The sequence below is a fragment of the Paraburkholderia sp. GAS448 genome (assembly GCF_050435685.1).
GTDB lineage: Bacteria > Pseudomonadota > Gammaproteobacteria > Burkholderiales > Burkholderiaceae > Paraburkholderia.
In genome coordinates this window covers 58,202-81,229 of record NZ_JBNDKT010000017.1, presented here as the reverse complement: position 1 = coordinate 81,229, position 23,028 = coordinate 58,202, and the positions used below count along the sequence as shown (strand labels likewise).

The following is a 23,028-nucleotide window of genomic DNA, read 5'->3' as shown; positions in this document are numbered from 1 at the left end:
GAAGACGATGAAAAAGCACGGAAGTGGCGGGCGGCATGCATTGGCGAAATGGCCGTTGCTGGTTGCCGGACTCGCCTTCGCCGGCGCTGCGTTCGCGCATGTGTTTCCGCAGAAACAGGAGCCGGGAGCCGGCGCGACGGTCGCGACGCCCGCCCAGGTGAAGATCACATTCGACGGGCCACTGGAGCCTGCATTTACGACGCTCACCGTCACCGACTCAACCGGAAAGCAGGTCAACACCGCTAAATCCACGGTCGATGAACATCAGCCGGCTGTGGTTTCCGTCCCGTTACCGGCTCTGGGAGCCGGGCGCTACACCGTGCATTGGGTGGCGGTCGCCTCCGACGGGCATCGCACTCACGGTGATTACGCGTTCGACGTGAAATAGCATGCAGATGCGATAGGGCCGGCTATGCGGAATGAAAACCATGTGTGCAGGAAGCATCACCCACTGGCCGTGGGGACCCTCCAGCTTTAATCTGCCATCCTCAATAAACAGGATCTTGTTGCAGGCGCATGATCAGGCACGAGATTCGAACAGCCATCCAATGTCGTGCGGTGCCGGGAACGGCAACGTCGCATCTGACGTAATGTCAACAACGGTACTCAAACCGCCGCGCAATGGCGTCTCGCCCAAAACGCAGGCTCAAGCGGCCGCGGCCTCGTCGTGGTATCGAAGCAGCCGCTCCACTTCACGCCTTGACCCGAGGATGACGGGAACGCGCTGATGGACATGAGCCGGCTTGATTTCCATGATCGGGGTCTCGCCCGTCGTGCTCATCCCGCCGGCCTGTTCGACAATGAACGACATCGGATTGGCCTCATAGGTCAGCCGCAGCCGCCCAGCAAGCTGAGGATTCCTGGTGTCTCGCGGATAGAGGAAAACGCCCCCGCGCATCAGGATTCGATGCACCTCCGCGACCATGGATGCAATCCATCGCATGTTGAAATTCGTCTGCCGTGGCCCCGACGCGCCCGCGACACACTCACGGACATAACGGCGCACAGGTGCTTCCCAGTAGCGCTCGTTGGACATGTTGATCGCGAATTCGCAGGTATTCTCGGGAATCTGGAGCTGTGGATGAGTCAGCACGAATGATGCCGACTCCCCATCGAACGTGAACCCGTCGACGCCGTGCCCCGTGGTCAGCACGAACATCGTCGTCGCACCGTAGATCGCATACCCCGCGCAGACCTGCTTGACGCCCGGCTGCAGAAAATGCCTCTCGTCGATTGGGGCGCCAGACGCTGGAGTAGCCAGCACGGAAAAGATACTTCCGACAATGCCGTTGATCTCAAGATTGGAGGATCCATCGAGCGGATCAAAAAGGAGCAGATAGCCTGGGGTATCCGCGGAATGCTCACGCCCGGTTACCTGAACCGACTCGAGCTCTTCCGACGCCAGTCCGCGGAGACAGCTAACCGACTCGACCGCACCGATCATGATGTCGTTCGACACGACGTCGAGTTTCTTTTGCGCCTCACCATGAACGTTATCGGAATGGGCATTTCCGGATGCACCGTCGAAGACGCCTCGCTCCACCGCCGTTGCGATCGATGAACAGGCATCGGCAACGGCCTCGATTAGTGCAATCAGTCCCACCGGGATTCGTTCCTCATGTGCGGCGTTCGTGAGAAACAAGGAAAGCGCAATGTGCTCAGTGGTAGCTATGTGGTTCATGTTGGGTCCGCTTGGCAGAAACTGTCTGGCGATCGGTTGGAATCAACGCGCTGGGGAGGCTCCGTCGACATGCATACAGCAGCGATGGAATATCACGCATCGCATGGAGCGACGCTACCTTGCCCAACCAGTGCGAGGGCTGCATCGGGACCAGCGCTTGCGCGGAGAGCAGATCATGGCCTAACGGCTTTTCGAGAACGACCTTCGAAGTGGCAGAAACCAGCTCTGCCCGGTTCAGTTCGGTGCATATCGGAATAAACAGTTCCGACGCAGTGGCAAGGTAGAAGATATGCGTGATCTGATTCATGGGTCGGTTAGACGCATCAAGCGTCCATGGCAGCGAAATCCATTACCCGCGATGCGCGTGGTCATAGCGCCCTGCCATCGCCGACAGCGCTACCGGCTTGATCTTGTGCGCCTGCCCGGCACTGCCGAATGCCTCGAAGCGGGAACGGCACAGTTCCCGGGCCGCGCCGAGTGCGTCCGTGAGGAATCGTCGAACGTCGAACTCTGAAGGACACTGTGCGAGTGAGCGTCGAATTGCACCGGTCATCGCGAGGCGGATATCCGTATCGATGTTGACCTTGCGTACTCCATGGCGAATGCCCTCGCAGATCTCTTCCACCGGCACACCGTACGTTTCCCGGATTTCACCGCCGAACTCGCGGATGATCTCAAGCCATTCCTGAGGCACGGAACTCGATCCGTGCATGACCAGATGGGTATTGGGCAGACGGCGATGAATTTCCCTGATCCTGTCGATCGCGAGAATATCGCCCGACGGTTTGCGGGAGAATTTGTAGGCGCCGTGAGACGTACCAATAGCAATTGCCAACGCGTCGACTCCAGTACGTTGCACGAAGTCGGCGGCCTGCTCGGGGTCGGTCAGCAGCATGTCGTGGGTCAGCACGCCTTCGGCACCCGAGCCGTCCTCCTCCCCTGCCCTTCCCGATTCGAGCGAACCCAGACATCCGAGCTCACCCTCGACTGACACCCCGACGACATGCGCCCTATCCACCACGTTCCGCGTCACCTCGACGTTGTAGTCGTAGGTCGCAACGGTTTTCATATCCGGCATGAGTGAACCGTCCATCATCACGCTGCTGAAACCGCTGCGGATCGCGGCCTGGCAGACAGCCGGCGACGCCCCATGGTCCTGATGCATCACGACCGGGATGTCGGGATAAGTCTCGATCGCCGCTTCTACGAGGTGCCGCAGAAACGCTTCGCCTGCGTATTTCCGCGCGCCAGCGGAAGCCTGCATGATGACCGGACTATCGCAGTCAGCGGCCGCCTGCATGATCGCCTGAACCTGCTCGAGGTTATTGACGTTAAATGCCGGCACGCCATACGCGTGCTCTGCCGCATGGTCCAGCAACTGCCGCAATGAAATCAGCGCCATGTCATTTCCATGAAGTAATGTCGCCGTGCGGCGAACGTCGTTAAATTGATATCGCAAACGATCACGACATCGTTCTGGCGTTGTCGACCGTTACGGCACTTTCGGGCGCGAAGCGGTGGCGCAAAAAAGACGGAACTGGAGGACGCGCTGCCGCGTCCTCACAGTGTCTGGACACCTTGATCAGGTTGGGTAAATCAGCAGGCTCAAGGCCTCGATACATCTAATCAACGATCCCCGCTTCCATCTCGAGTGTGCGATTAACCGCGTCCACGATCGCGCCCACGGTAATACCGAACTCTTCGTACAACGTCTCGGCTGGAGCCGATTCGCCAAAGTGCGACAACCCGATCACAGCGCCACTCAAGCCGACGTACTTCCGCCAGAAATCGCCAGCGGCCGCTTCAATTGCAACGCGCCGGATTCTTGGCGGCAGAACGGAAAGCTGGTACGCAAGCGGTTGGCTATCAAAGGTCGTGGTCGATGGCATCGATACGACCCGTGTGGCAATGCCCTGCTCGGCGAGCGCAGTCTGCGCCTTGAGCGCGAGTTCCACTTCGGAACCCGTCGCGATCAGAACGATGTCCGGTGCTCCGCCAACGGCCTCCGACAACACATAGCCGCCTTGCCGGATTTGTGCCTTCGCCTGCGCGCTGCGAGAAAGCGGTGGCAAATTCTGGCGCGAAAGCAGCAGCGCGGTGGGCGCGTCAGTTGTCTCCAGTGCTGCCGCCCATGCAAATGCTGTTTCGACCGTGTCCGCCGGCCGCCATACGCTCATCCCCGGAATCTGGCGCAGCATCGCCGCGTGCTCGACCGGCTGATGGGTAGGCCCATCCTCGCCGAGACCAATCGAATCGTGGGTGAAGACGTAGATACATTGCAAATGCATCAGCGCCGCCATACGGAGCGCATTCTTCGCGTAGTCGGAAAACACCAGGAAGGTCCCGCCATATGGAAGAAAACCGCCATGAAGCGCGGCGCCGTTCATGATCGCTGCCATGCCGAACTCGCGAACGCCGTAGTGGATATAGTTTGCTGCTCCGTTCGCGCTGTCGGGTATGAGCGCGCGGGAAGCCGGCACCATGGTGAGATTCGACGGCGCCAGGTCTGCCGAGCCGCCCAGAAGTTCAGGCAATCGACCAACCAGCAGATCAAGGCATCGCTGCGACGCCTTGCGGGTTGCCATCTTCTGCTCGAACCAGTCACCGCCCTCCAGCAGGCGTTTGATCACGTCAGCTGAGCGCTCGAGGCGACTGCCGTGCATGCGGGATTCGAAGTAGCCGGCCTTTTCCGGAAAGTGGGTACGATAGGCTTCGAACAGCGTGCGCCAGGCCATGTTGCGTTCACGCCCCACTGCTCGTGCATCCCATGCGTTGCGAATCGCTGCGGGAATATCGAATGGCGCGTGATTCCAGCCAAGATGCTCTCGGGTGGCCGCGATTTCAGCGGTGCCAAGCGGAGCGCCATGCACGTCGTGAGTGCCGGCCCGATTGGGCGACCCATGTCCGATTACCGTCTTGCAGCATATCAAGGTCGGCCGCTCACGTTCCGCACGCCCTGCCTCAATCGCGCGCTCGATCGACAGCGGATCATGGCCGTCGACACCCTCGACGACATGCCAGCCATACGCGCGGAAGCGCATCGGAGTCTGGTCGGTGAACCAGCCCTCGACTTGGCCATCGATCGAAATGCCGTTGTCGTCATAAAACGCGATCAGTTTGCCGAGATGCCATGTGCCGGCGAGCGAGCATACTTCATGCGAGACGCCCTCCATGAGGCAGCCGTCACCGAGAAACACATACGTGTGGTGATCGACGATATCGAATCCCGGTTCGTTGAATTCGGCGGCCAACAACCGTTCAGCCAGCGCCATACCGACGGCGTTGGCAAGACCCTGTCCTAACGGGCCAGTGGTCGTCTCGACACCCGGTGTCAAGCCGCGTTCCGGGTGCCCGGGCGTGATCGACTGCCATCTCCGGAATGCCTTCAGATCGTCGATCGACAGACCGTAGCCGCTCAAATGCAGCGCGGCATACAGCAGCATCGAACCGTGACCGTTTGATAGCACAAATCGATCCCGGTTGACCCAATCCGGAACTGCCGGATCATGCTTCAGGTACTTGCGCCACAATACTTCGGCGATATCCGCCATCCCCATCGGCATGCCGGGATGTCCCGAATTCGCGGCCTGAACGGCATCGATAGCCAGAAACCGCACTGCGTTGGCGAGTTCTGCCCGGGTCGGATTAGCGTGAACCATGAATCACCATTTTTTCGTAGACCTAAATTAATATATTGAAGCCTCGCGCATTTTCTCGACGGGGCTCCGGCATCCAGTCTTCGGGTACGGTTGCGACGTCAGGCAGCCGGCACCGCCGTGCTGTCCAGCAGATGCGTGATGGATTCGCCCATGCTGCGCAGGATCAGGAAGCAGGAACATGCACCAGCGTCCAGGACGCCAATCGAACGGTCGCCCAGCCGGGCTGCCCGTCCGATTCGGGCCCGCAGGTCGCGCGTCGAATTCATCCCGGTTTCCGCGGCAACTACCATCGCCTGGATACACTCCCGGAAACTCTTGCCCTCTTCCAGCGCTGTCCCATACGCCATACGCGCGGGAACAAGCGTGTCGATCAGTGTCTTGTCGCCGACCTTTGCATCACCGATCTCCTGCACAGAAGAGATGCCGGCAGCGAGCGCCTGATAGAAAAGGGATTTGTCGAGCTCGGCGTGGTCTGCAAACGTATCGCTCATACTGAGAAAGAAAGTCCCGTAGAGCGGCCCCATCGAACCACCGATGCCTTCCATGAGCGCCATGGACAGATCGCCCAGGGCCACCGATAGCGACGGTACTGCTCCGCGTGTCGCAAGATGTTCCCCACACTGGGTGAAGCCCTTGCTCATGTTGATGCCATGATCGCCGTCACCAATCGCGCCGTCGACTTCGCTCAGATACTGGCGATTCGCATTGATGGTACGAACAAGATCGACGACAACCCCACCAGCGTCGGCCAATTTAACGATTTCAGTCATCGTGCGTCTCCCACATTGAGTCCGATGCTTTGACACGGATGCGCGAGGCAGGCGCGCAGTTCGTCGTCGAGTTTCGTCAATGTCAGCGTTACCCCCATCATTTCCAGGGACGTAAAAAGATTGCCGACAAACGAGAACTGGATCTCGATTCCCGCTTCGCGCAGATAATCGGCGACCTCGCCATACAGGATGTATTGCTCCATCAGCGGCGTCGCACCGAGACCGGACAGCAGCACCGACACCTTGTCGCCGCTGGAAAAAGGCACATCCGGCAACAGCTTGTCGAGCATCATTCTCGCCATGTCTCTCGCGGAAATTATGGGCTGGACCAGGATACCGGGTTCGCCATGATGGCCGATGCCAACTTCCATTTCGCCGTCCTTGATGACGAAGTTGGGCTTGCCGACCGCTGGGATCGTACAGGCGGACAAGCCGACACCGATCGAGCGGGTCGAATCCACGGCCTTGCGCGCAGCGGCGATCACTTCATCGAGCGTGGCGCCCTGGGCCGCCCGGGCACCTCCGACCTTCCACATCACGATTTCACCAGCAACGCCGCGCCGCTTGTCGATCTCGTCTTTGGGCGCCGATGCGGCATCATCGTTGGCGACGACCGTGCGCACGCGAATGCCTTCGCGTTCGGCCAGCTTGATTGCCATCTTCACGTTCATATTGTCGCCTGCGTAGTTGCCGTAAAGGCACGCTACGCCTGCGCCACTATCGGCCGCCTTGAAAGCTTCAAAGAATGATTTTGCAGTCGGCGACGAGAAGATTTCGCCGACGGCCACGGCGTCCACGAGATTGCGCCCGACATAGCCGATGAAAGCCGGTTCGTGTCCCGATCCCCCTCCGGTCACAATACCCACACGGCCCTTCTGGCGAGCGTGGGCATGCGATACAACGCGAGGATTCTCCGGTGCGGCGCGCAGCTCCGGGTGTGCCGCGAGGATGCCGCGGAGCATGTCCTCGACAACGAGATCAGGATTGTTAATGACGCGATTCATACCGTTCCTTTACACCTTGAGTATGGTTACTGGGCGGTGTAGCCGCCATCAATCACGATATTCTCGCCGTTGACCATCGCGGCCGCGTCGCTGACCAGATACAGGATCAACGCGGCGATTTCGTCTGGGCGTGCGAATCGACCTGCGGGAATTTTAGCCTTCATCGCCTCGCCCACCGCACCCGCCCAGGCTTTCCTGCCCAACTCAGTGTCGACAACCGTGGGCGAAACCGCGTTGACCGTAATTCCGTGCTTTGCCCATTCGAGCGCGAGTACCTTTGTCATGCCGACGAGTGCCGCCTTGCTCGCGCAGTACGCCACATGACGCTCCAGTGCGACGACACTCGCCTGAGAAGCCAGATTCACGATACGGCCGGTACTACCACGGCTTAGCATCTGCTTGCCGACGGCCTGCGCAAGGAGAAACGGGGCCTTGAGGTTGATCGTCATCGTCCTGTCCCAGGCCTCCTCCGAAAGTGCTTCCGCGTTCTCAAGCAGAGCGACGCCGGCATTGTTGACCAGTATATCGACAGGGCCTAACGTTTCGGTCACGCGCCGCACCAGGGCATCCGGTACCCCAGCGGCGGTGATGTCCGCTGCGATACCCACATGCCGCTCGGGGCCGCCGGGAAGCGACCGGGCCACGCCCTCGACGGCCGGGTTGATATCGAGCAGTGCGACGCGCGCACCCGCGGCGGCAAGGCACCCGGCAACGGCGAACCCGATACCGCTGGCCGCACCGGTCACGACCGCAACGCGGTCCGTGATATCAAAAGGGGTCGTTGAATTGACCGACATCGCTCCACTCCTTGATTAATTACTCTTGGGAATCTTGTTGAGAATCTCCTGGGCATTTGCCGGCGTGACCTGCGTCCATGGCACCGCGTAGGATTTCGCCGTACCGTCGGCCCACGGCATCTTCGCGCCGTACCCTGCCCAGATATCCGAGCGCGGCTTGTAAGACGGACCCATGACCGTCCGCAATGCAACGTCCAGAGCACCTTGCGCCTGTGCCTGCGAGTCCTGGAAGAAGGTCGTCATTTCGCCACGCTTGACTGCGGCAATACCGTCAACAATTCCGTCGATGCCGGCAACCGGAACCTTCTTTGGATCGATGCCCTTCGATTTCAGGGCCTGGATGGCACCGAGCGCCATGTCGTCGTTCTCCGCAATGATGCCCGCGATCTGCCCCGGATGCGCGGTCAGCCAGTTCTCGACCAGCGCCAGCGACTCGGCGCGCGACCAGTTCGCCGTCTTGTGCTCAAGCACCTTCACGTCCGGATTTCTTGCCAGCACGTCCTGAATGCCCTTCGAACGGTCGATCTGGGCGGACTGGCCGATCGGCCCCTCGATGATCACCACATTTCCCTTGCCGCCGATTTCCTTGACGATCGCATCCGCTTCCATCTGTCCCGCAACCACGTCATTGCTACCGACATAGGACGTGAGCTTGTCGCCTGACACCAGAGTATTCGATCCGATGACCGGGATGTGTGCTGCTGCGGCTTTCGCGACAGCAGCAGCTCCCGCCGCCTTGTCGATCGGCACGAAAATGATCGCGTCGTATTTCTGCGTGATCATCGAGTCGAACTGGTTGCTCTGGGTTAGCGCGTCGTAGTTGCCGTCGAATACCGTGAGCTGAACCGTACCGTCCTTGACAGAGGGATCTGCCTTCAGCGCATTGGTCCACATCTGCATGAACTCGCCCTTGAGACCATACACCGCCGCGCCAATACGGACAGGTTTAGCCTGCGCCGCTGTACAGGTCAGGCCGATCACTGCGCAGGCCAGAACTGTTTTCTTCCACGAATTCATCGAAGTCTCCTGAATTTTTCCAGATTGTTGCTTTTGGGTTGATGTCATTGCTTCCTGCGCGAAGCATCGAGGAGGACGGCACCGACGATAATGACGCCCTTTACAACTTGCTGGTAGTAAGACGACACGCCCAGCAGATTCAGTCCGTTATTGATGACGCCGATGAGCAGCGCGCCGACCACCGTGCCGCCGAGCGAGCCGGTGCCGCCCGACAGGCTCGTGCCACCGATCACAACCGCCGCGATCGCGTCGAGCTCGTAGGACACGCCGGCCTGCGGCAAAGCGGACGTTGTGCGGGCGGCAAGGATGATCCCGGCAAGACCCGCCAGCAGTCCGCCGATGACGTATACGGAGAAGATGATCTTGCCGGTGGAAATCCCGCTGGTCTTGGCGCTTTTTGCGTTGCCGCCGACCGCATAAACATAGCGGCCGTAGGTCGTATAGCGCAGCACGAACCAGAACAGCGCGACGACTGCGACGAACACGATAATCGGCACGGGCACGCCCGCCATCGCACCCGTTCCGATGCTCAGATACCCATCGGGAAGATCGGTGACGGGCATGCCGTCGTTATAGATATAGGTTAGCCCGCGCGCTGCGCTTAACATGCCGAGCGTCGCGACGAACGGCGGAATCGACAGCCTCGCCACAAGCAGGCCGTTGATCGCCCCTACCGCAGCGCCCACGAGCAGCCCCGCAAACAGGCCCAGCGCCGGGCTGAGCGGATGCGAACCGGTAACGAGGCTTGCACTGACGATGCCGGCAAGCGCGAGTGTGGAACCCACCGACAGGTCGATGCCGGCCGTGAGCACCACGTAGGTCATGCCAATCGCCAGGATGCCGTTGATCGAGGTCTGTCTCAGGATGTCCGCGATATTGCCAAGCGTCAGGAAATACTGGTTTGCAAAAGACAGCACGATGCACAGGACAATGAGCACTGCAACGATGCCGTAGCGCCGATAGATATCGCGCATATGTGCGGAACGGCTTTGGCTCGCCGGGACTTTCAGGGAAGTGGTATGAGTATTCATGATGCGAGGTGCAGAAGATCTTCCTGAGTGGTGGTATGGCCGTCGATCACGGTGACCAACTGCCCCGACTTGAAAATGGCGATGCGGTCGCTGACATCCAGAATTTCCTGTGCCTCGGAAGACACCACCATGGCGGCGCCCCCTTTCGATGCGAAGTCGTCTAGCAGCTTGTAGACCTCGCGCTTGGCACCCTCATCAATGCCCCGGGTCGGTTCGTCACACAGCAGGCACGTGGGCTCGGTTGAAAGGCAACGCGCGAGCACCACCTTCTGCTGGTTTCCCCCGCTCATCGACGAGACCGGAAGCGAAACGGAACTGGTCTTGATCCGCATGCGATCAACCATCGTATCGACGAGGGCCTTCACCTTTCGACGGTTGATCAGCGACAGGCGCGACAGGCGGTTGTAGGCAGAGAACGAGATGTTGTCGCGCACGGACGCCGACAGTACAAGTCCCGTCTCCTTGCGGTCCTCCGTCACGAGCGACAGCCCTGCCTGAATGGCCTTGCGGGGGTGGCCCACCGGCAATGCGCGGCCCTTGAGCCTGACTTCACCGCTATCAGGACGGGTCAGCCCGTACATGCAGTTGAGGTATTCACTGCGGCCCGCGCCCATCAGGCCATAGATGCCAAGGATTTCTCCCTGGTGGACAGTGAGCGAGATATTGCTGAATTCCGACTCCCGGGAAAGGCTTGTCGACTCCAGTACGGGCTCGCCCACAGGCCTGCGAACCTTCCCGGCGGAATGCAGCTTGCGGCCGACGATCGTGCTCACCAGACAGGAGCGGTCGATGTCGGCGATACGTCCGCTGTCGACATACCGTCCGTCGCGAAAGACCGTGTAGTCGTCCGCGATCTGGAATATTTCCGAGAGTCGGTGGCTGACGTAGATGATTCCGGTGCCCTGCGCGGTCAGGTTACGAATCGCGTCGAACAGCACCTCAGTCTCGCGCTCGCCGATCGCTGAAGTCGGCTCGTCCATGATCATCACGTCGCAATCGCGGCTGAATGCCTTCGCGATCTCGACCAACTGGATCTGCGCGAGGCTCAGCGACGACATTCGTGCACGGGCGTCGACCGGAAAAGCAAGCCGGTCCAGGAGTTCCTGTGCTTGCCTCGCGAGTGCCGCAAATTTGACCAGCACACCAGCCCTGCGGGGTTCGCGACCGAGATACAGGTTTTCGGCAACCGTCATGCCGGGAATCGGCGAAAGCTCCTGGGTAATGATCGCGATGCGATTGTCGAGCGCTTCCGCTGGCGTCTGAAAATTGACGCTCCGCCCCTTAAACAGGATTTCTCCGGCATCGCGCTGGGTGATACCCATGACGATGCCAAGGAAGGTCGATTTTCCGGCACCGTTTCCACCGCACAGCGCGTGGACACTCCCGCGCCGCAGCTTCAGCCGGCCGTCCTCTAACGCCCTGACACCATTGAATGCCTTCTGCACACCGGTGGCATCCACAAGAAGGTCGTCCACTTTGTCTCCTGACATTTGCTCGTCGTTGAACATTTGAGCACTTGGATGACATCGTAGGTTCGCTCCCACCACCTGTCAATTATTCGGACCATGTGGTTTACCCCTAATGCCACCCAGCGCTCAGATCTGCTGCAACGCACTGATTGCAATCGATCACGCCCCGAACCGTAAGCAGAAAAACCCGAACCTGCGACCTTGACATTCGCACGTCCACGAATGAGAATTTGATCATTGATGTACATTTGTTCACTCACACATTGGGCAATCACGGATAACTGGAGTTAAATATGAAGCTGGCAATCGGATGCGATGAAGCCGCATTTGACCTGAAGGAACTGATCAAGCAACATTTGACCGGCAAGGGGCTGGACGTCACCGATTTCGGAACCTACGAGGCGGAACCTGTCCACTACCCGAACATCGCGTTCGCAGTGGCCGAGAAGGTTGCGAAAGGCGAGTTTGATCGTGCTGTTCTAATGTGCGGAACAGGGATTGGTATGGCGATTGCCGCTAACAAGGTGCATGGCATTCGCGCTGCGCAATGCCACGACACCTATTCGGCGGAGCGGGCGAGCAAGAGCAACGATGCGCAAATCATTACAATTGGCGCGCGCGTTGTCGGCCCCGAACTCGCGAAAGCGATTGTTGACACGTGGCTTGGTGCAAGCTTCGACGGCGGACGCTCCGTGCCGAAGGTGAACCGCATCAAGGAATACGAGGATGACCATCTGTTACCCCGCAATGACAAGACTGCGTGAACTGGCTGGCCAGGTCATCAGTCAATAGCCCTCCGGCTCTGCGGCAAGCCAGGTTGTATCCAGCCGAATGGGAATGAGACAAATCATATGACCACCGACGAACTGACTCGTCTGGCGACGCTTTACTATGTCGACGGACTTACGCAGGAAGATCTGTCGAAGCAGTTCTCGCTTTCTCGAGCCAAGATAGGCCGTCTTCTGAAGCGTGCGCAGGAAGAAGGCATCGTTGAAATTCGCGTAAGGCATCACCCACGTGATACGCGGGACCTCGAACGCGAGTTGATCGATCGATTCGGGATTGAAAAGGCGATCGTGTCGGTCAATCACAAGGACCAGGACAAGCAGCGCGAGCTACTCGCCGGCCTGGTCGCCAGCCATCTGGACCGCATTCTCACCAATGACATGATCGTGGCCGTGGGTATCGGCCGCAATATCAACGCGATTTCGGAGCATGCGATCTCGTCAACGCAACGCTCCCCGACCTTCGTCTGTGCGATTGGCGGGTTCTACCGGGGTGGCGAGGTCATGAATGCCGACCACATCAGCCGTCGGCTTGCCGCCCGCTTTGGAGGTGGCAGCGAAACGCTTTACGCGCCCGCCCTGGTAGGCGACCCCGACGTCCGTCAGGGTCTGCTTCACAACGACGCCGTCAAACCCACACTCGACAAGGCACGTAGAGCACACGTCGCGCTCGTTGGGGTCGGCGACATCAATGAAGATAGCATCATGGTCCGCAACGGCTGGTTCTCGCCGGACGAAATCGCCGAGCTCCGCAAGTGCGGAGCAGTCGGAGACTTGATGGGCTACCACTTCATCGACATCGCCGGCCGTCCAATTGTCACTCCCGTTCGCGACAGGGTCATTGGTCTTAGTCTGGAAGACCTGAAACAGATTCCGAACGTCATTGCGATAGCCAGCGAAAATACCAAGACAACCGCCGTTCTGGGAGCGTTGCGTACAGGTGCAATCACCACGCTCGCGACGACGGAAGCCATTGCTCAATCGATTGTCAGCCTGGAAGACGCCACACGCAATCCGCTTTCTCCGCAGCAACAGGAAATGGTTACCCGGTAAAAGGCAAGCGCCTGGAGGGTACGTATACGTGGCGCGCAAACTTGTGCGGCACCTGCACACGGTGCAGACAGACTACTTCCTGACCTGCGTGCGCCGCCTGACCCGAACGTGCTGCGCGCGCCGTTGTCTATGTACTCACAGTGCGGGACTTTTAGACCGAGGCCGGTAAAGGAGACGATGACATGCGACATGCTGAACAACAACGCGTCTATGGTGTGCTCGTCGGCAGCGTGAAGGACGGCCAGATCGATCCAAGCGGACGAACGCCGCACTACGAAATCTGGGTGCAGGGCAATGGCATGAACTATCGCGTCGCGGTCAACGTGATCTCCCAGGACGGGAGTGAGGTGATGGCCTATTTCGATCCCGACTACACGTCGCCTGATCCGCATAAGCTCGATCCGGCGGCTCTCGCCAGTGGCGCAGCAGGCTTTGCCCAACTGACTACGGGGCCCACCGGAACTGGCCTGGATTATCTGCGGGACAAGCTGTTTCCGCTCGACAAGATGTCGGTCATTCCACCGGAGGGCGCCGGCGTCACGCTCAAGAACCTGCTCGATGGCCAGATCGAGCGCGCCAAGGCGGATACCGGCGCCGTCGCAATTGCCTTCGGTGAGTCGTTCCAGGATCCGACGCCCGATCAGACCTTCGGCTTTTCGCCCGAGCGAGGTGTGCACGACATTCACATGATGCAGGGCGACAGCGGAACGTTCGCCGGTGACGATCGCGTAAACGGCGACGGCGCCCTCTTCATCAGGTTCACTAGCGGAGAGACGGCGGCTCTATTCGTCCGTTTCAGCACACAGGATATTTCCGCTGCCGGCGGGGGAGCGTGAGGATCGTCGCAGCGAAAATCACCCTTGCGGAGAAAGCATAAGAGCGCGCATGAAAGCGGACATGACAACGGCCAATCGAAATCCGGTGTGTCGCCAGTCGCTGTTATTCGGTCACCCTACGGGCATGCAACCAGTCGGTGCGCCGCAAGCCGCTGCCAGGAAGAGGTCAGGGAGAAACAAAAGACCGCTGTCCGTGAGGGCAGCGGTCTTTCTTACGATGGGTGGCGAATGCGGGACTCGAACTCCAGATTTGCGGATTTCGTGAGGATAGTCCGTTACGACACACGCTAAGCGTCTCGATGTTTCGCGCTGCCGGGGCTTGAACTGCTCACGCGCCCGTCAGCATTTGCGCGTCCATGACGGCGCTTCGTCGCGAAGTTGTTACTATCCGTGACGCTCGACAGCATGGAACCGTGTAGATAGATCGTATTAACTAGCTCCTGCTAGTCGCGAAACTGTACCAGCTGTCACAATTACATCTGCGCCCTACGCGATTAAAGCGCTTAGTCGCTTTGCGCTTGTTTGCGCCTGCTTGTCATCCTTAATTGCTGTTATTGGGCAGCCGGCGACACTGTAGTCGGAGTCGCCAGCGTGTTGTGACTCCCAGGAGCGTTGGTGAGGGACGACGAGCTATTGTTCGTGCTATTCGGCAGGCCCGAGTTCGCCGACCCGGCGCCCTTGCCGCTGTCCGAGTTGGTGACGCCAGGCGTGCCGTAGCCGCTCGTCGCATTGGCCGGAGACACGGTGGTCGGGGTCGCCAGCGTATTGTTGCCCTGTGCATAAGCGCCGCCCGCCAGCGTGAGTGCGGCGACGGCCCCGATTAATGTGGTGGTTGCCTTGTTCATGACCCGTTCCTCCTTGATTGGACTGGAATTTCGACGCAAACGATCCATTCGTATTTCTCCATAGCGGTCGTTGTGCGCTTGGTTCGTGGCGATCAAACTCGCGCGACCGTTCGCAGTGGTGCACATGAAGCAAACCACAGATCGCAGCTCAGCGCTGGCAACGAGACACGTACTTCATTCCTGGAAAGAATCTGAGCCCGCCTAAGGCCTTCCTAGGTGACCGGCACCTCGTTAGGCCCACGATGCCCTCTATGTCTCAATCAGCTCAAGCGACGCGCGATAAGACGTCCCAGGCCGGTAATGCACAGTATTGACGACATACAGTGCGCCGACAGCGCGGGATCGAGTCCGTAGCAGCTAATACCAAGTTTAGGAAAGCGGTCGCTGATAATTAAGCGCGTTGTTCGCAAGAGTGAATTTCGATTTTTGAGGTTACCCCTAATGGGTCCCGGTCCCCAATCTGAGGCCGGCGTGGTTCGGCATTGCGCGGTGCAGACTACGTGGCCCGCGAGGAAACTGATTGGGCTGCGTGGATAGCGAACAGCCACTGGAGCGGGGGGGCCGGTGAGCAAACTTGCATCGAACGTCGCTTCCTGGCCGGGCAGAGCCTGATGCAAAAGGCATAAACCGGGTGTCGTCGCGATGATCCTCGGCGTGTACTGCCCGCCAGCGACCTGGATGGCGACGAGCAGTGAACCGAACGTGAACACGAGGAACGACAGGCTTGCGGAAACGATGTCACCTACCAGCGACCTCGCCCCAGTCATGGACAGCCCGAGGAAGCCGGTTTTCGGATCAAGCATCCCTTCTCTGATCATCCATCTGCCCATCATTTCAGTCAGTGGTTTGACCACGGCATAGACCGCAACTGCAATGAGCGGCACCGTCCAAAGCGACGATCTCAGGTGGCTCTTCAAGCTATACCAGCGATTCCGGTCCATGTTCGCTGTCTCCCTGCGATCGTGCGCTAGCGGACGATCGATCGCGCTCAGTGCTGGTCCACGTAGTCGTCGACTGCACTGCCCACGGTGGGATGGAATCGCTCATCGCCGACAACGCCCGTCACCTGGGTTCTGGCACCCGCTGCTTCCGCCACGGGTGTTCGCGAAGAACTGCTGCTGATCGGAAAACCGTGGAAAAAGCCGGCTGCAAGATTGGCCGCCCCCAAACCGACCATCTCCTGAACCACGGCGATCAGGATGCCCGGTACTTTCTCGAAGCGCTTGAGCAACAAAATCAGCACGAGGCTTCCCGCACCCACGGCGAAGCTGTACCAGTTGCCTTTGCCCGCAACGATGGCCGCTCCAGGCGCAAGCAGATCGCGCAGCGGTCCCCGATCATCAACAGAAATGGCAAAGAGTTTCGGCAACTGGCTGATCGGGACGGTCAGCACAATGCCGTTCATATAGCCGTACCGGATGGGCTTGGAGAGCAGTTCCGTGATGAAGCCGAACCGCAGAAGCCCCATCACGATGCAGAACATCCCGGAAACGATCGCCATCATGCTGGCCGTCGCTATCGCGCGCGACGGGTCGCTGCCCGCGGTTGCAATGACGACGGCAAGAATCGGCGCGGCAAGTGCAGAGTCGGGACCGAGCACCAGAATCCGGCTGGGACCGAAAACGGCATACGCCAGCAACGGAACGATCGTCGCGTAGAGGCCATAGACGCCTGAAACGCCTGACGCCGCGGCATAAGCGATACCGACGGGTACCAGCATCGTAGTGAGCACCAGCCCGGCGGCCAGATCGTTGGGTAGCCAGCTACCCCGATACGTTTTGAGCATCGTCAGGCCCGGCAGCCAACGCAACCATCGCGGCGCCCTGACGGCAGCCTGTCCACCTTCATGAATAGGACGATCGGATTGCATTTGTCGGATGATTGCAATCGAAAGAGTCGCAATCTGGAGTGTGCGGCACTGCCGTTCCAAATAAAGGATAGCCCAGCCAGGCGGGCACGACGTATGGGACCAAGGTCCAATACCTTCCCTGGCAGGCTGTGCGTAGACTGGTTTTGATCCACTTCCAGAGGCGTTGAGCCGGTGTGCGAGATGCCCCGTGCCCAGTTCACCGAGCCGGCGACATTGCCGTGTTCCCAGTACTTTTCGGGCAGAACTGACTCAGCGCGGAGATCGGCTGTCCGATAGCCAGGAGGGCAGAAATGAAAGCAAATCACGTCATTGTTGCGATGGTTGTGCTGATGGCAGGCTGCCCCGCACTTGCGCAGCCTCAAACCTCAGTCGATGTCACCAGAGCGCCAGGCAGCGCCACGGTTGTGGGAACCGCGAAGGTCACGGCCACCATCGTCGCGATCGAACCGGACAGCCGTACCGTGACGCTTAAAGACGGGAAAGGCAGGGTGGTGCAAGTGGAGGTGGGAGAAGAGGCGCGCAATTTCGATCAGCTAAAGGTCGGAGATATCGTCGCGACTGAATACAGGGAAGCGATATCGCTGAGCCTTTCGAAGACGAGCGGCCCACGTTCGGCGACGCAACGCCTCATTGAAAAACGCGCGGCGCCTGGCGCCAGGCCGGGCGGCACGATCGGCCGCGAGATCACTGTGATGGCCGACGTTATCTCGGTGAATTCAAAGGAGAAGACTGTCACGTTGAAGGGGCCGCAGGGCAACATCGTCGATGTGTATGTGGAGAATCCCGAGCAGATGAAGAGTGTCCGCAAAGGTGATCAGGTCGAGGTTGTCTACACTGAGGCCGTCGCGATCAGCGTGACGCCTGGTGCCATGAAGTGACAACGCGATGCTGCGGCGAATACACCGGTCTCATCCGGCCGGACAGAAGATCGTGAAAAGCAAAGCCGGACCGGGCGCGTGCGTACTCATTCATGAGCCTCCTGGCCATCAGCGTTTTCGGCTCGGTGCGAAGGCAAAGGCGCGGATTTTGGGTCACGTCATCTATAGGAGGCACCTCATGGCCGGAGCGCTCGCAACGGCAGTCTTGATCAATCGGGCAAACCGTCGTTTCTCCTGAGGCCCAGGGCTCGTGATCAGCTACTTCGCACGGCTTGCAGATATGTCGTAGGTCACTTCAGGGAGGCAGGATGACGAAGTTGCTGATAGACGTGGTGATCTTTCTTGCTTCGGCGCTGATTGCCGTGCCGCTATCAGTACGCCTTGGCTTCGGCGCCGTGCTCGGCTATCTGGTGGCAGGCATTTTTATTGGGCCATGGGTAATGAAGCTGGTGACCGACGTCGACGCGATCCTCCATTTTTCCGAGTTGGGCATCGTGCTGATGATGTTCGTGATCGGATTGGAAATGCGGATCGACGAGCTGTGGGCGATGCGTCGCACCATCTTCGGCTACGGCACGATGCAGATGACCGTCTGCGCCGCGGTCTTGTCGGTGGTTTTCCTTATGCTAGGGTTGCCTTGGCGCATTGCGTTGACGGGCGGGCTCGCGCTTTCATTGTCGTCAACGGCAATGGTTATGTCCGAACTTCAGGAGCGCAAGTTGATGGACATGCCGACCGGCCGCGCCGGGTTCGGCATTCTCCTGTTTCAGGACATGGCAGCTATCCCCCTGATTGCGCTGCTGCCGTTGCTCGGACCGTCGGTGATCACACCCGCAGCGGAACCGGGATGGCTTGTAGCCTTGAAAGCGCTTGCCATGCTTGGTGTGGTCGGACTTGCTGGCCGCTATCTGTTGCACGTTGTGCTGCGTGTGATCACAAGCATTGGAGTACCGGAGATTTTCACCGCTTTCGCATTGCTCTGGATCACCGGTATCTCGTTGCTCATGCAGAGCGTCCATCTGTCAATGTCGTTGGGCGCCTTTGTCGCGGGTCTACTTCTCGCAGATTCGGACTATCGCCACCAGGTCGAAGCCGACATGGCTCCCTTCAAGGGCTTGTTGCTCGGCTTATTTTTCATTGCAGTGGGCATGTCGATCGATTTCGGCGTGTTGATGCGCGAGCCCCTTCGTGTCGCAGTACTCGTCGTGGCGCTAGTCGGCATCAAGACGATCGCGCAGTGGTTCCTGGCAGACAGGTTCGACGTACCTGATTCGCAACGTGGCTATTTCGCCATTCTGCTGTCACAAGGCGGCGAATTCGCCTTTGTGGTGATGGCGGCATCAATGGCGGCACACGTCATCGACCAGCGCCAATCGTCCCTTGTTACACTCGTCGTGGCGCTTTCGATGGTCTCAACGCCTTTACTGCTGCTTGTGCAACGCAGACTCGCGCGGTCATTTGTCAGCCATGAAGTGGAGTAGGACGGGCTGCTCCTCAGGGGGCGCACAACATGTTTGATTGCGATTTGCGCTCAAACACCGACGGGAAAGGCGAACGCGGGTGACGACGTAATCGATCACTCAGAGTAGAGCGGTGATCCCCGCGCGACGTACTCGGTGAAGTTCTGCTGCAGACTTCACTGGAGGTGATGCCACTCATCATGAATCGGCATTTGTGTCAGTCGATCAGCCGAAATGAAGCATCCTTGCTGCGAAGACGGATGACCGAAGCGCCCCGTAAGCCGCCCTTGATACCTCGCGAACCCGAAGGTCTGTTGTAGGACCCATAAGGGACTCCCATTAGCCGGCCGGAGCGGACACGCTTGCGATTTGCTAAATGTACTGATTCCGATCGAAACAAGAAAATTCTGTATGCACAAGACGGCATCAAACTATCTGGTCCGTAATGCGAACGTGAGCATCCGTGATGTGGAATCCACGCTTCTCGATGTCGTCCAGACACTCTCCCGAGTCAACGCCCTGAGTCGGTTTGTCACGGCTCAGGTCCACTGACTTAAATGAAATCCAAGGAGCGAACCTTGCGGGCAGATTCGCCCCCGTGGCGTCTGCCGTAAAGCCGAACACCCGACCGGGTCCCCTAAAAATATAGACAAGCATTTCGTTCGCTCCTGCAGGGTGTCGACGATTTTAGCGATGAGGCCAAGAAGCCGTTCATGGCCGGAGTGCAGCCTCGTGCTATGAGCATACGCGGCCTGAGCCTCGCAAGGCGGCGATCCGAATTACGCCCCCTCTCTCACATTCACGCAGCAGCACTGAAAGTCCGAGTCACCAATCACCGCGGACCAGTCGGCCTATTATGCTCAATCCGGACATTCTCTGGCATCTGGAGGCGGATGCCATTGACTGCCAATGGCTAATATTCGGATTCCGAACTTTTTCTCGTTACGATCCTGTTCCAGGGTCTGTGTTCGGCCCTGCCCGATAGTACTTTTTAACGGAGTGCCTTCTTGCGAGAGAGCGTCACTTTAAACGAGACAATTGACGCTATACCTCCGACAAATCACGATCAGGATCCTACGGAGATATGGGGAGAGGTCAGTCCGTTTGGACGCGAAGTACTTCTGTCTTTCGCCATGTATTTAAAGCATTCCGCTGATACAAATTGTTGCATTCTCTCAAACGCACGCCCCGTGGGCCTCCTGGTCCCTGCCGGAAGACAACCGAAAGCAACCCTTCACAGTACTTTCTCATTCTAATACTTACCTCTCCTAGGGAACGGTCCCTCCCTATCAACTTACGAGGTGAAGAATGGACGAGATCAGGAAGTGGGTTGGAGTCGGCGCAATATTCAGCGCGAGCGTGCTGGCGTTCGCGAGCATGGCCGCGACAGCGCAGGATGGCGATCACCACCAGCAGTACAGGCACGTCTTGCTGATCAGTGTCGACGGGATGCATGAGGCCGACCTGGTCAATTACGTCAAGACACATCCGGGATCCACCTTCGCGAAACTGGTCAAACATGGCGTCGAGTACACCGATGCTTCAACCTCCAGGCCCTCGGACTCGTATCCTGGGCTTCTGGCCTTTGCAACCGGCGGTAGCCCCCTTAGCCACGGCGTCTTCTATGACGATACTTACGACGCTACCCTGTTCCCACCGGGCAGTCATTGCACCGGCACGCCCGGCACGGAAGTGACCAACTTCGAAGCACTCGACTGGGATCTCAGCAAGTTGGACGGCGGATCGCCACCAGCCGGCGCGGCGTTCGATCCACGAAATCCGCACATCGATCCCGCGAAGCTCCCGCTGCGCAAGACCGCCAGCGGCTGCGAGAAGGTCTGGCCGCATCTATATCTCAAGAACGGGACGAACACGATCTTTGAGATCATCCATGAGGCTGGCCTACGCACCGCATGGTCGGATAAGCACCCGGCCTACGAGATCGTCAATGGGCCGTCCGGGCAGGGGCTGGACGAACTCTACGCACCCGAGATCAACTCGAACTCCCTGCAAGCCAATGGCTATCCGACCGCGCCCGCGAGCGCCGATTGGACCACCGACCCGACATATACCCGGACCTACGACGGCTTCAAGGTCAAGGTCGTCCTGAACTGGATCCATGGGCTGGATCAGACCGGGACGAAGCACGTCGGTGTACCAGCGATCTTCGGCATGAACTTTCAGGCTGTCAGTGTCGGACAGAAGGTCACGGTGGCCATGGAAGGCGCCTCCACGACCCGTGGCGGCTATCTGGACGCAGCCGCGACCCCGACACTGCCGTTGGAGCAATCGCTAGACTTCGTCGATGCCTCTCTGGGCCAGATGTACGATGCACTCAAAGCCGGCAATCTCCTGCATTCGACGCTGTTCATCGTCGGTGCCAAGCATGGCCAATCGCCGATCGACGTCAAGAAGCTTCACATGCTGAGCGGCTCGACGAACGCCTATGCCACCGACGACGTGAGCGACCCCGCCGCCCTGCTCACCAATGGCGGCGTACCGGTCGCACAGAAGACCGACGACGACGTGTCGCTCATATGGCTCAAAAGCCACGGCGATATGGCGAAGGCAGTTTCGATCCTCGGCGCTGACCAGACGAGCGTCAATTCCACCCACATTCAGACTCTCTATGACGGCACAACCTTGAAGTCGATCTGGGGCGATCCCACGGAGGGCCGTGTCCCTGATCTCATCATCCAGCCGATACCGGGGACGATTTACAGCAAGAGCGCGGCAAAGCTGGCCGAGCACGGCGGCCTCGCTGCTGACGATACGAACACTCTGTTGGTGGTCTCCAATCCGAAGCTGGATAGAAAGGTCGTCGATACGCCGGTGACGAACATGCAAGTGGCGCCGACCATCCTGAAGGCGCTCGGCCTCGACCCGCACAAGCTGGTGGCCGTTAAGCGGGAAGGCACCCAGGTCCTTCCGGGCCTCGAGACCACTGGGGACGACGATCCTCGTGCCCGTTCGGAGTGACGGCAGCGAAAGCGCTGGCGGTCTTTTAGCTTGAGGCCGTCGGCGTGGCGCGTTCCGGGTCGGCGTGAGTGCGGGAACGCTCTTTGAGCCCCTGTAAAATACTTGCTGCCGCCGACACATGGAATCAGTTGCCGTTCGCCGCGTACGAACCGCGCGACCTCGGCCAGCGCGGCGCTCGGGTCCATCACCCGGAAGCGTCCGCGCTATCGATTGATATCAGGAGACGCTTCAGGCCAGCCGCCGCCAGTTGCTTGATGTGGCGTGGGAGGAACCAGCCGTTCGTGATCAGGCCGCACTGGATGCCGGCTTTCGTGGCCGAGGCAACGAACGATTCGATCTCTGGGTGAACCAGTGGCTCGCCCCCCTGCAGCGTCATGTAGCGAATCCGGCGTCTGCGCAGGATCGGCAGCGCACGCGCGAACTCATCAGGCTCGAGATAGCGACGCGGGCCTGCCAGTTTCTTGTCGCGCGAGAACCCGCAGAAGTCGCATGCGGCGTTGCAAACGTTCGTTACCGATACGTCACAGACCGCAGGCAGTGGATTCCGCGGCTCGCTGCCGACGATACAGCCGCTGATCGATGAGCGCGCCACCCCGGAGCAGCGCGACGCGCTTCTGCAGATTCCTGGCGGACAACACGGTGGTACTTTCTTCGAAATTCTGGCATCGATCGTCACAACCTTCCTCGGCCCGCAGTTTGTTTCATCACGTCTTCAGGCGTTGGTCCTGGTGTCGGCGCCTCCCTCATCAGGTAGTTTGCGCGCGACTTCATCGAGCTTGTCGCCCAGCACGCGCCGCAACGATCGACATCGAGCGACACGTACATGCCCGGCAGCAACTGATGCTGCGGGTTGGGTACCTCAGACGCGGGCCGTGACATTGGCGCTGTAAAACG

Annotated in this window: 20 protein-coding genes and 2 pseudogenes; 8 read left to right on the top strand and 14 right to left on the bottom strand. The window is 59.3% G+C overall.

The window, feature by feature from the left end; genetic code table 11:
- Positions 1-7: 7 nt before the first annotated feature.
- On the top strand, positions 8-388 hold the full coding sequence (locus tag P3T23_RS27445; RefSeq protein WP_429319235.1) for a copper resistance CopC family protein: 381 nt from the start codon (positions 8-10) through the stop codon (positions 386-388).
- A gap of 258 nt (positions 389-646) precedes the next feature.
- On the opposite strand, the gene P3T23_RS27440 is transcribed toward P3T23_RS27445, so the two are convergent.
- The 10 genes and pseudogenes from P3T23_RS27440 to P3T23_RS27395 form a co-directional block, all read right to left on the bottom strand.
- Positions 647-1,672: a class 1 fructose-bisphosphatase gene (locus tag P3T23_RS27440; protein ID WP_429319325.1), complete on the bottom strand. Its 1,026-nt coding sequence runs from the start codon at positions 1,670-1,672 to the stop codon at positions 647-649.
- Positions 1,673-1,832: 160 nt separating this feature from the next.
- Positions 1,833-1,988 (bottom strand): annotated as a pseudogene (locus P3T23_RS27435) (glucose-6-phosphate dehydrogenase); the annotation flags it as partial.
- A gap of 42 nt (positions 1,989-2,030) precedes the next feature.
- Positions 2,031-3,083, bottom strand: coding sequence for a class II fructose-bisphosphate aldolase (gene fba / locus P3T23_RS27430; protein ID WP_429319234.1), 1,053 nt, complete (start codon positions 3,081-3,083; stop codon positions 2,031-2,033).
- A 220-nt stretch (positions 3,084-3,303) separates the two neighbouring features.
- Positions 3,304-5,340 carry a transketolase gene (tkt, locus tag P3T23_RS27425; RefSeq protein WP_429319233.1) on the bottom strand — a complete coding sequence of 679 codons (2,037 nt, stop codon included), beginning with the start codon at positions 5,338-5,340 and terminating at the stop codon, positions 3,304-3,306.
- A gap of 98 nt (positions 5,341-5,438) precedes the next feature.
- Positions 5,439-6,110, bottom strand: a complete 672-nt coding sequence (gene dhaL, locus P3T23_RS27420) for a dihydroxyacetone kinase subunit DhaL (RefSeq protein WP_429319232.1) — start codon at positions 6,108-6,110, stop codon at positions 5,439-5,441.
- Positions 6,107-7,114 carry a dihydroxyacetone kinase subunit DhaK gene (locus P3T23_RS27415; protein ID WP_429319231.1) on the bottom strand — a complete coding sequence of 336 codons (1,008 nt, stop codon included), beginning with the start codon at positions 7,112-7,114 and terminating at the stop codon, positions 6,107-6,109. The genes dhaL and P3T23_RS27415 overlap by 4 nt, the downstream gene beginning before the upstream one ends.
- A gap of 26 nt (positions 7,115-7,140) precedes the next feature.
- Complete coding sequence (locus P3T23_RS27410) at positions 7,141-7,911, bottom strand: GolD/DthD family dehydrogenase (RefSeq protein WP_429319230.1); 771 nt, start codon at positions 7,909-7,911, stop codon at positions 7,141-7,143.
- 15 nt (positions 7,912-7,926) lie between these two features.
- Positions 7,927-8,928 carry a substrate-binding domain-containing protein gene (locus P3T23_RS27405; protein WP_429319229.1) on the bottom strand — a complete coding sequence of 334 codons (1,002 nt, stop codon included), beginning with the start codon at positions 8,926-8,928 and terminating at the stop codon, positions 7,927-7,929.
- Between the two features lie 44 nt (positions 8,929-8,972).
- Positions 8,973-9,959 carry an ABC transporter permease gene (locus P3T23_RS27400; protein ID WP_429319228.1) on the bottom strand — a complete coding sequence of 329 codons (987 nt, stop codon included), beginning with the start codon at positions 9,957-9,959 and terminating at the stop codon, positions 8,973-8,975.
- The gene (locus P3T23_RS27395; protein ID WP_429319227.1) at positions 9,956-11,467 is read right to left on the bottom strand and encodes a sugar ABC transporter ATP-binding protein; all 1,512 of its coding nucleotides are present in this window, start codon (positions 11,465-11,467) and stop codon (positions 9,956-9,958) included. Before P3T23_RS27395 ends, P3T23_RS27400 begins: the two co-directional genes overlap by 4 nt.
- Positions 11,468-11,721: 254 nt before the next feature.
- Here P3T23_RS27395 and rpiB point away from each other — a divergent pair, with 254 nt between their 5' ends.
- From rpiB to P3T23_RS27380, 3 genes are all read left to right on the top strand, one after another.
- A complete protein-coding gene (gene rpiB / locus P3T23_RS27390; protein WP_429319226.1) occupies positions 11,722-12,192 on the top strand; it encodes a ribose 5-phosphate isomerase B in 471 nt (156 codons plus the stop codon).
- An 87-nt stretch (positions 12,193-12,279) separates the two neighbouring features.
- Positions 12,280-13,266 (top strand): sugar-binding transcriptional regulator, encoded by a 987-nt coding sequence (locus P3T23_RS27385; RefSeq protein ID WP_429319225.1) that lies wholly within the window; start codon positions 12,280-12,282, stop codon positions 13,264-13,266.
- Between the two features lie 182 nt (positions 13,267-13,448).
- Positions 13,449-14,102 (top strand): DUF2278 family protein, encoded by a 654-nt coding sequence (locus tag P3T23_RS27380; RefSeq protein ID WP_429319224.1) that lies wholly within the window; start codon positions 13,449-13,451, stop codon positions 14,100-14,102.
- Positions 14,103-14,653: 551 nt separating this feature from the next.
- Here P3T23_RS27380 and P3T23_RS27375 read toward each other — a convergent pair.
- From P3T23_RS27375 to P3T23_RS27365, 3 genes and pseudogenes are all read right to left on the bottom strand, one after another.
- Complete coding sequence (locus tag P3T23_RS27375) at positions 14,654-14,947, bottom strand: hypothetical protein (RefSeq protein WP_429319223.1); 294 nt, start codon at positions 14,945-14,947, stop codon at positions 14,654-14,656.
- Positions 14,948-15,207: 260 nt separating this feature from the next.
- Complete coding sequence (locus P3T23_RS27370; protein WP_429319222.1) at positions 15,208-15,888, bottom strand: DUF2254 family protein; 681 nt, start codon at positions 15,886-15,888, stop codon at positions 15,208-15,210.
- A gap of 107 nt (positions 15,889-15,995) precedes the next feature.
- Positions 15,996-16,817: pseudogene (locus P3T23_RS27365) on the bottom strand (SulP family inorganic anion transporter); the annotation flags it as partial.
- Between the two features lie 290 nt (positions 16,818-17,107).
- Here P3T23_RS27365 and P3T23_RS27360 point away from each other — a divergent pair.
- From P3T23_RS27360 to P3T23_RS27350, 3 genes are all read left to right on the top strand, one after another.
- Positions 17,108-17,695: a hypothetical protein gene (locus P3T23_RS27360; protein WP_429319221.1), complete on the top strand. Its 588-nt coding sequence runs from the start codon at positions 17,108-17,110 to the stop codon at positions 17,693-17,695.
- Positions 17,696-18,003: 308 nt separating this feature from the next.
- Positions 18,004-19,176, top strand: a complete 1,173-nt coding sequence (locus P3T23_RS27355) for a monovalent cation:proton antiporter-2 (CPA2) family protein (protein WP_429319220.1) — start codon at positions 18,004-18,006, stop codon at positions 19,174-19,176.
- Between the two features lie 1,287 nt (positions 19,177-20,463).
- A complete protein-coding gene (locus P3T23_RS27350) occupies positions 20,464-22,134 on the top strand; it encodes an alkaline phosphatase family protein (protein ID WP_429319219.1) in 1,671 nt (556 codons plus the stop codon).
- A 184-nt stretch (positions 22,135-22,318) separates the two neighbouring features.
- Here P3T23_RS27350 and P3T23_RS27345 read toward each other — a convergent pair whose 3' ends face one another.
- Complete coding sequence (locus tag P3T23_RS27345) at positions 22,319-22,672, bottom strand: radical SAM protein (protein WP_429319324.1); 354 nt, start codon at positions 22,670-22,672, stop codon at positions 22,319-22,321.
- Here P3T23_RS27345 and P3T23_RS27340 point away from each other — a divergent pair.
- Positions 22,596-23,024: a DUF1326 domain-containing protein gene (locus tag P3T23_RS27340; protein ID WP_429319218.1), complete on the top strand. Its 429-nt coding sequence runs from the start codon at positions 22,596-22,598 to the stop codon at positions 23,022-23,024. The two genes, P3T23_RS27345 and P3T23_RS27340, sit on opposite strands and share 77 nt — an antisense overlap.
- Positions 23,025-23,028 lie beyond the last annotated feature (4 nt).

Bases quoted from the DNA above. Each gene is read 5' to 3' on its own strand.
- P3T23_RS27445 (WP_429319235.1), top strand. From the start codon at position 8: ATGAAAAAGCACGGAAGTGGCGGGCGGCATGCATTGGCGAAATGGCCG.
- fba (WP_429319234.1), bottom strand. From the start codon at position 3,083: ATGGCGCTGATTTCATTGCGGCAGTTGCTGGACCATGCGGCAGAGCAC.
- tkt (WP_429319233.1), bottom strand. From the start codon at position 5,340: ATGGTTCACGCTAATCCGACCCGGGCAGAACTCGCCAACGCAGTGCGG.
- dhaL (WP_429319232.1), bottom strand. From the start codon at position 6,110: ATGACTGAAATCGTTAAATTGGCCGACGCTGGTGGGGTTGTCGTCGAT.
- P3T23_RS27415 (WP_429319231.1), bottom strand. From the start codon at position 7,114: ATGAATCGCGTCATTAACAATCCTGATCTCGTTGTCGAGGACATGCTC.
- P3T23_RS27410 (WP_429319230.1), bottom strand. From the start codon at position 7,911: ATGTCGGTCAATTCAACGACCCCTTTTGATATCACGGACCGCGTTGCG.
- P3T23_RS27405 (WP_429319229.1), bottom strand. From the start codon at position 8,928: ATGAATTCGTGGAAGAAAACAGTTCTGGCCTGCGCAGTGATCGGCCTG.
- P3T23_RS27400 (WP_429319228.1), bottom strand. From the start codon at position 9,959: ATGAATACTCATACCACTTCCCTGAAAGTCCCGGCGAGCCAAAGCCGT.
- P3T23_RS27395 (WP_429319227.1), bottom strand. From the start codon at position 11,467: ATGTTCAACGACGAGCAAATGTCAGGAGACAAAGTGGACGACCTTCTT.
- rpiB (WP_429319226.1), top strand. From the start codon at position 11,722: ATGAAGCTGGCAATCGGATGCGATGAAGCCGCATTTGACCTGAAGGAA.
- P3T23_RS27385 (WP_429319225.1), top strand. From the start codon at position 12,280: ATGACCACCGACGAACTGACTCGTCTGGCGACGCTTTACTATGTCGAC.
- P3T23_RS27380 (WP_429319224.1), top strand. From the start codon at position 13,449: ATGCGACATGCTGAACAACAACGCGTCTATGGTGTGCTCGTCGGCAGC.
- P3T23_RS27375 (WP_429319223.1), bottom strand. From the start codon at position 14,947: ATGAACAAGGCAACCACCACATTAATCGGGGCCGTCGCCGCACTCACG.
- P3T23_RS27370 (WP_429319222.1), bottom strand. From the start codon at position 15,888: ATGGACCGGAATCGCTGGTATAGCTTGAAGAGCCACCTGAGATCGTCG.
- P3T23_RS27360 (WP_429319221.1), top strand. From the start codon at position 17,108: ATGAAAGCAAATCACGTCATTGTTGCGATGGTTGTGCTGATGGCAGGC.
- P3T23_RS27355 (WP_429319220.1), top strand. From the start codon at position 18,004: ATGACGAAGTTGCTGATAGACGTGGTGATCTTTCTTGCTTCGGCGCTG.
- P3T23_RS27350 (WP_429319219.1), top strand. From the start codon at position 20,464: ATGGACGAGATCAGGAAGTGGGTTGGAGTCGGCGCAATATTCAGCGCG.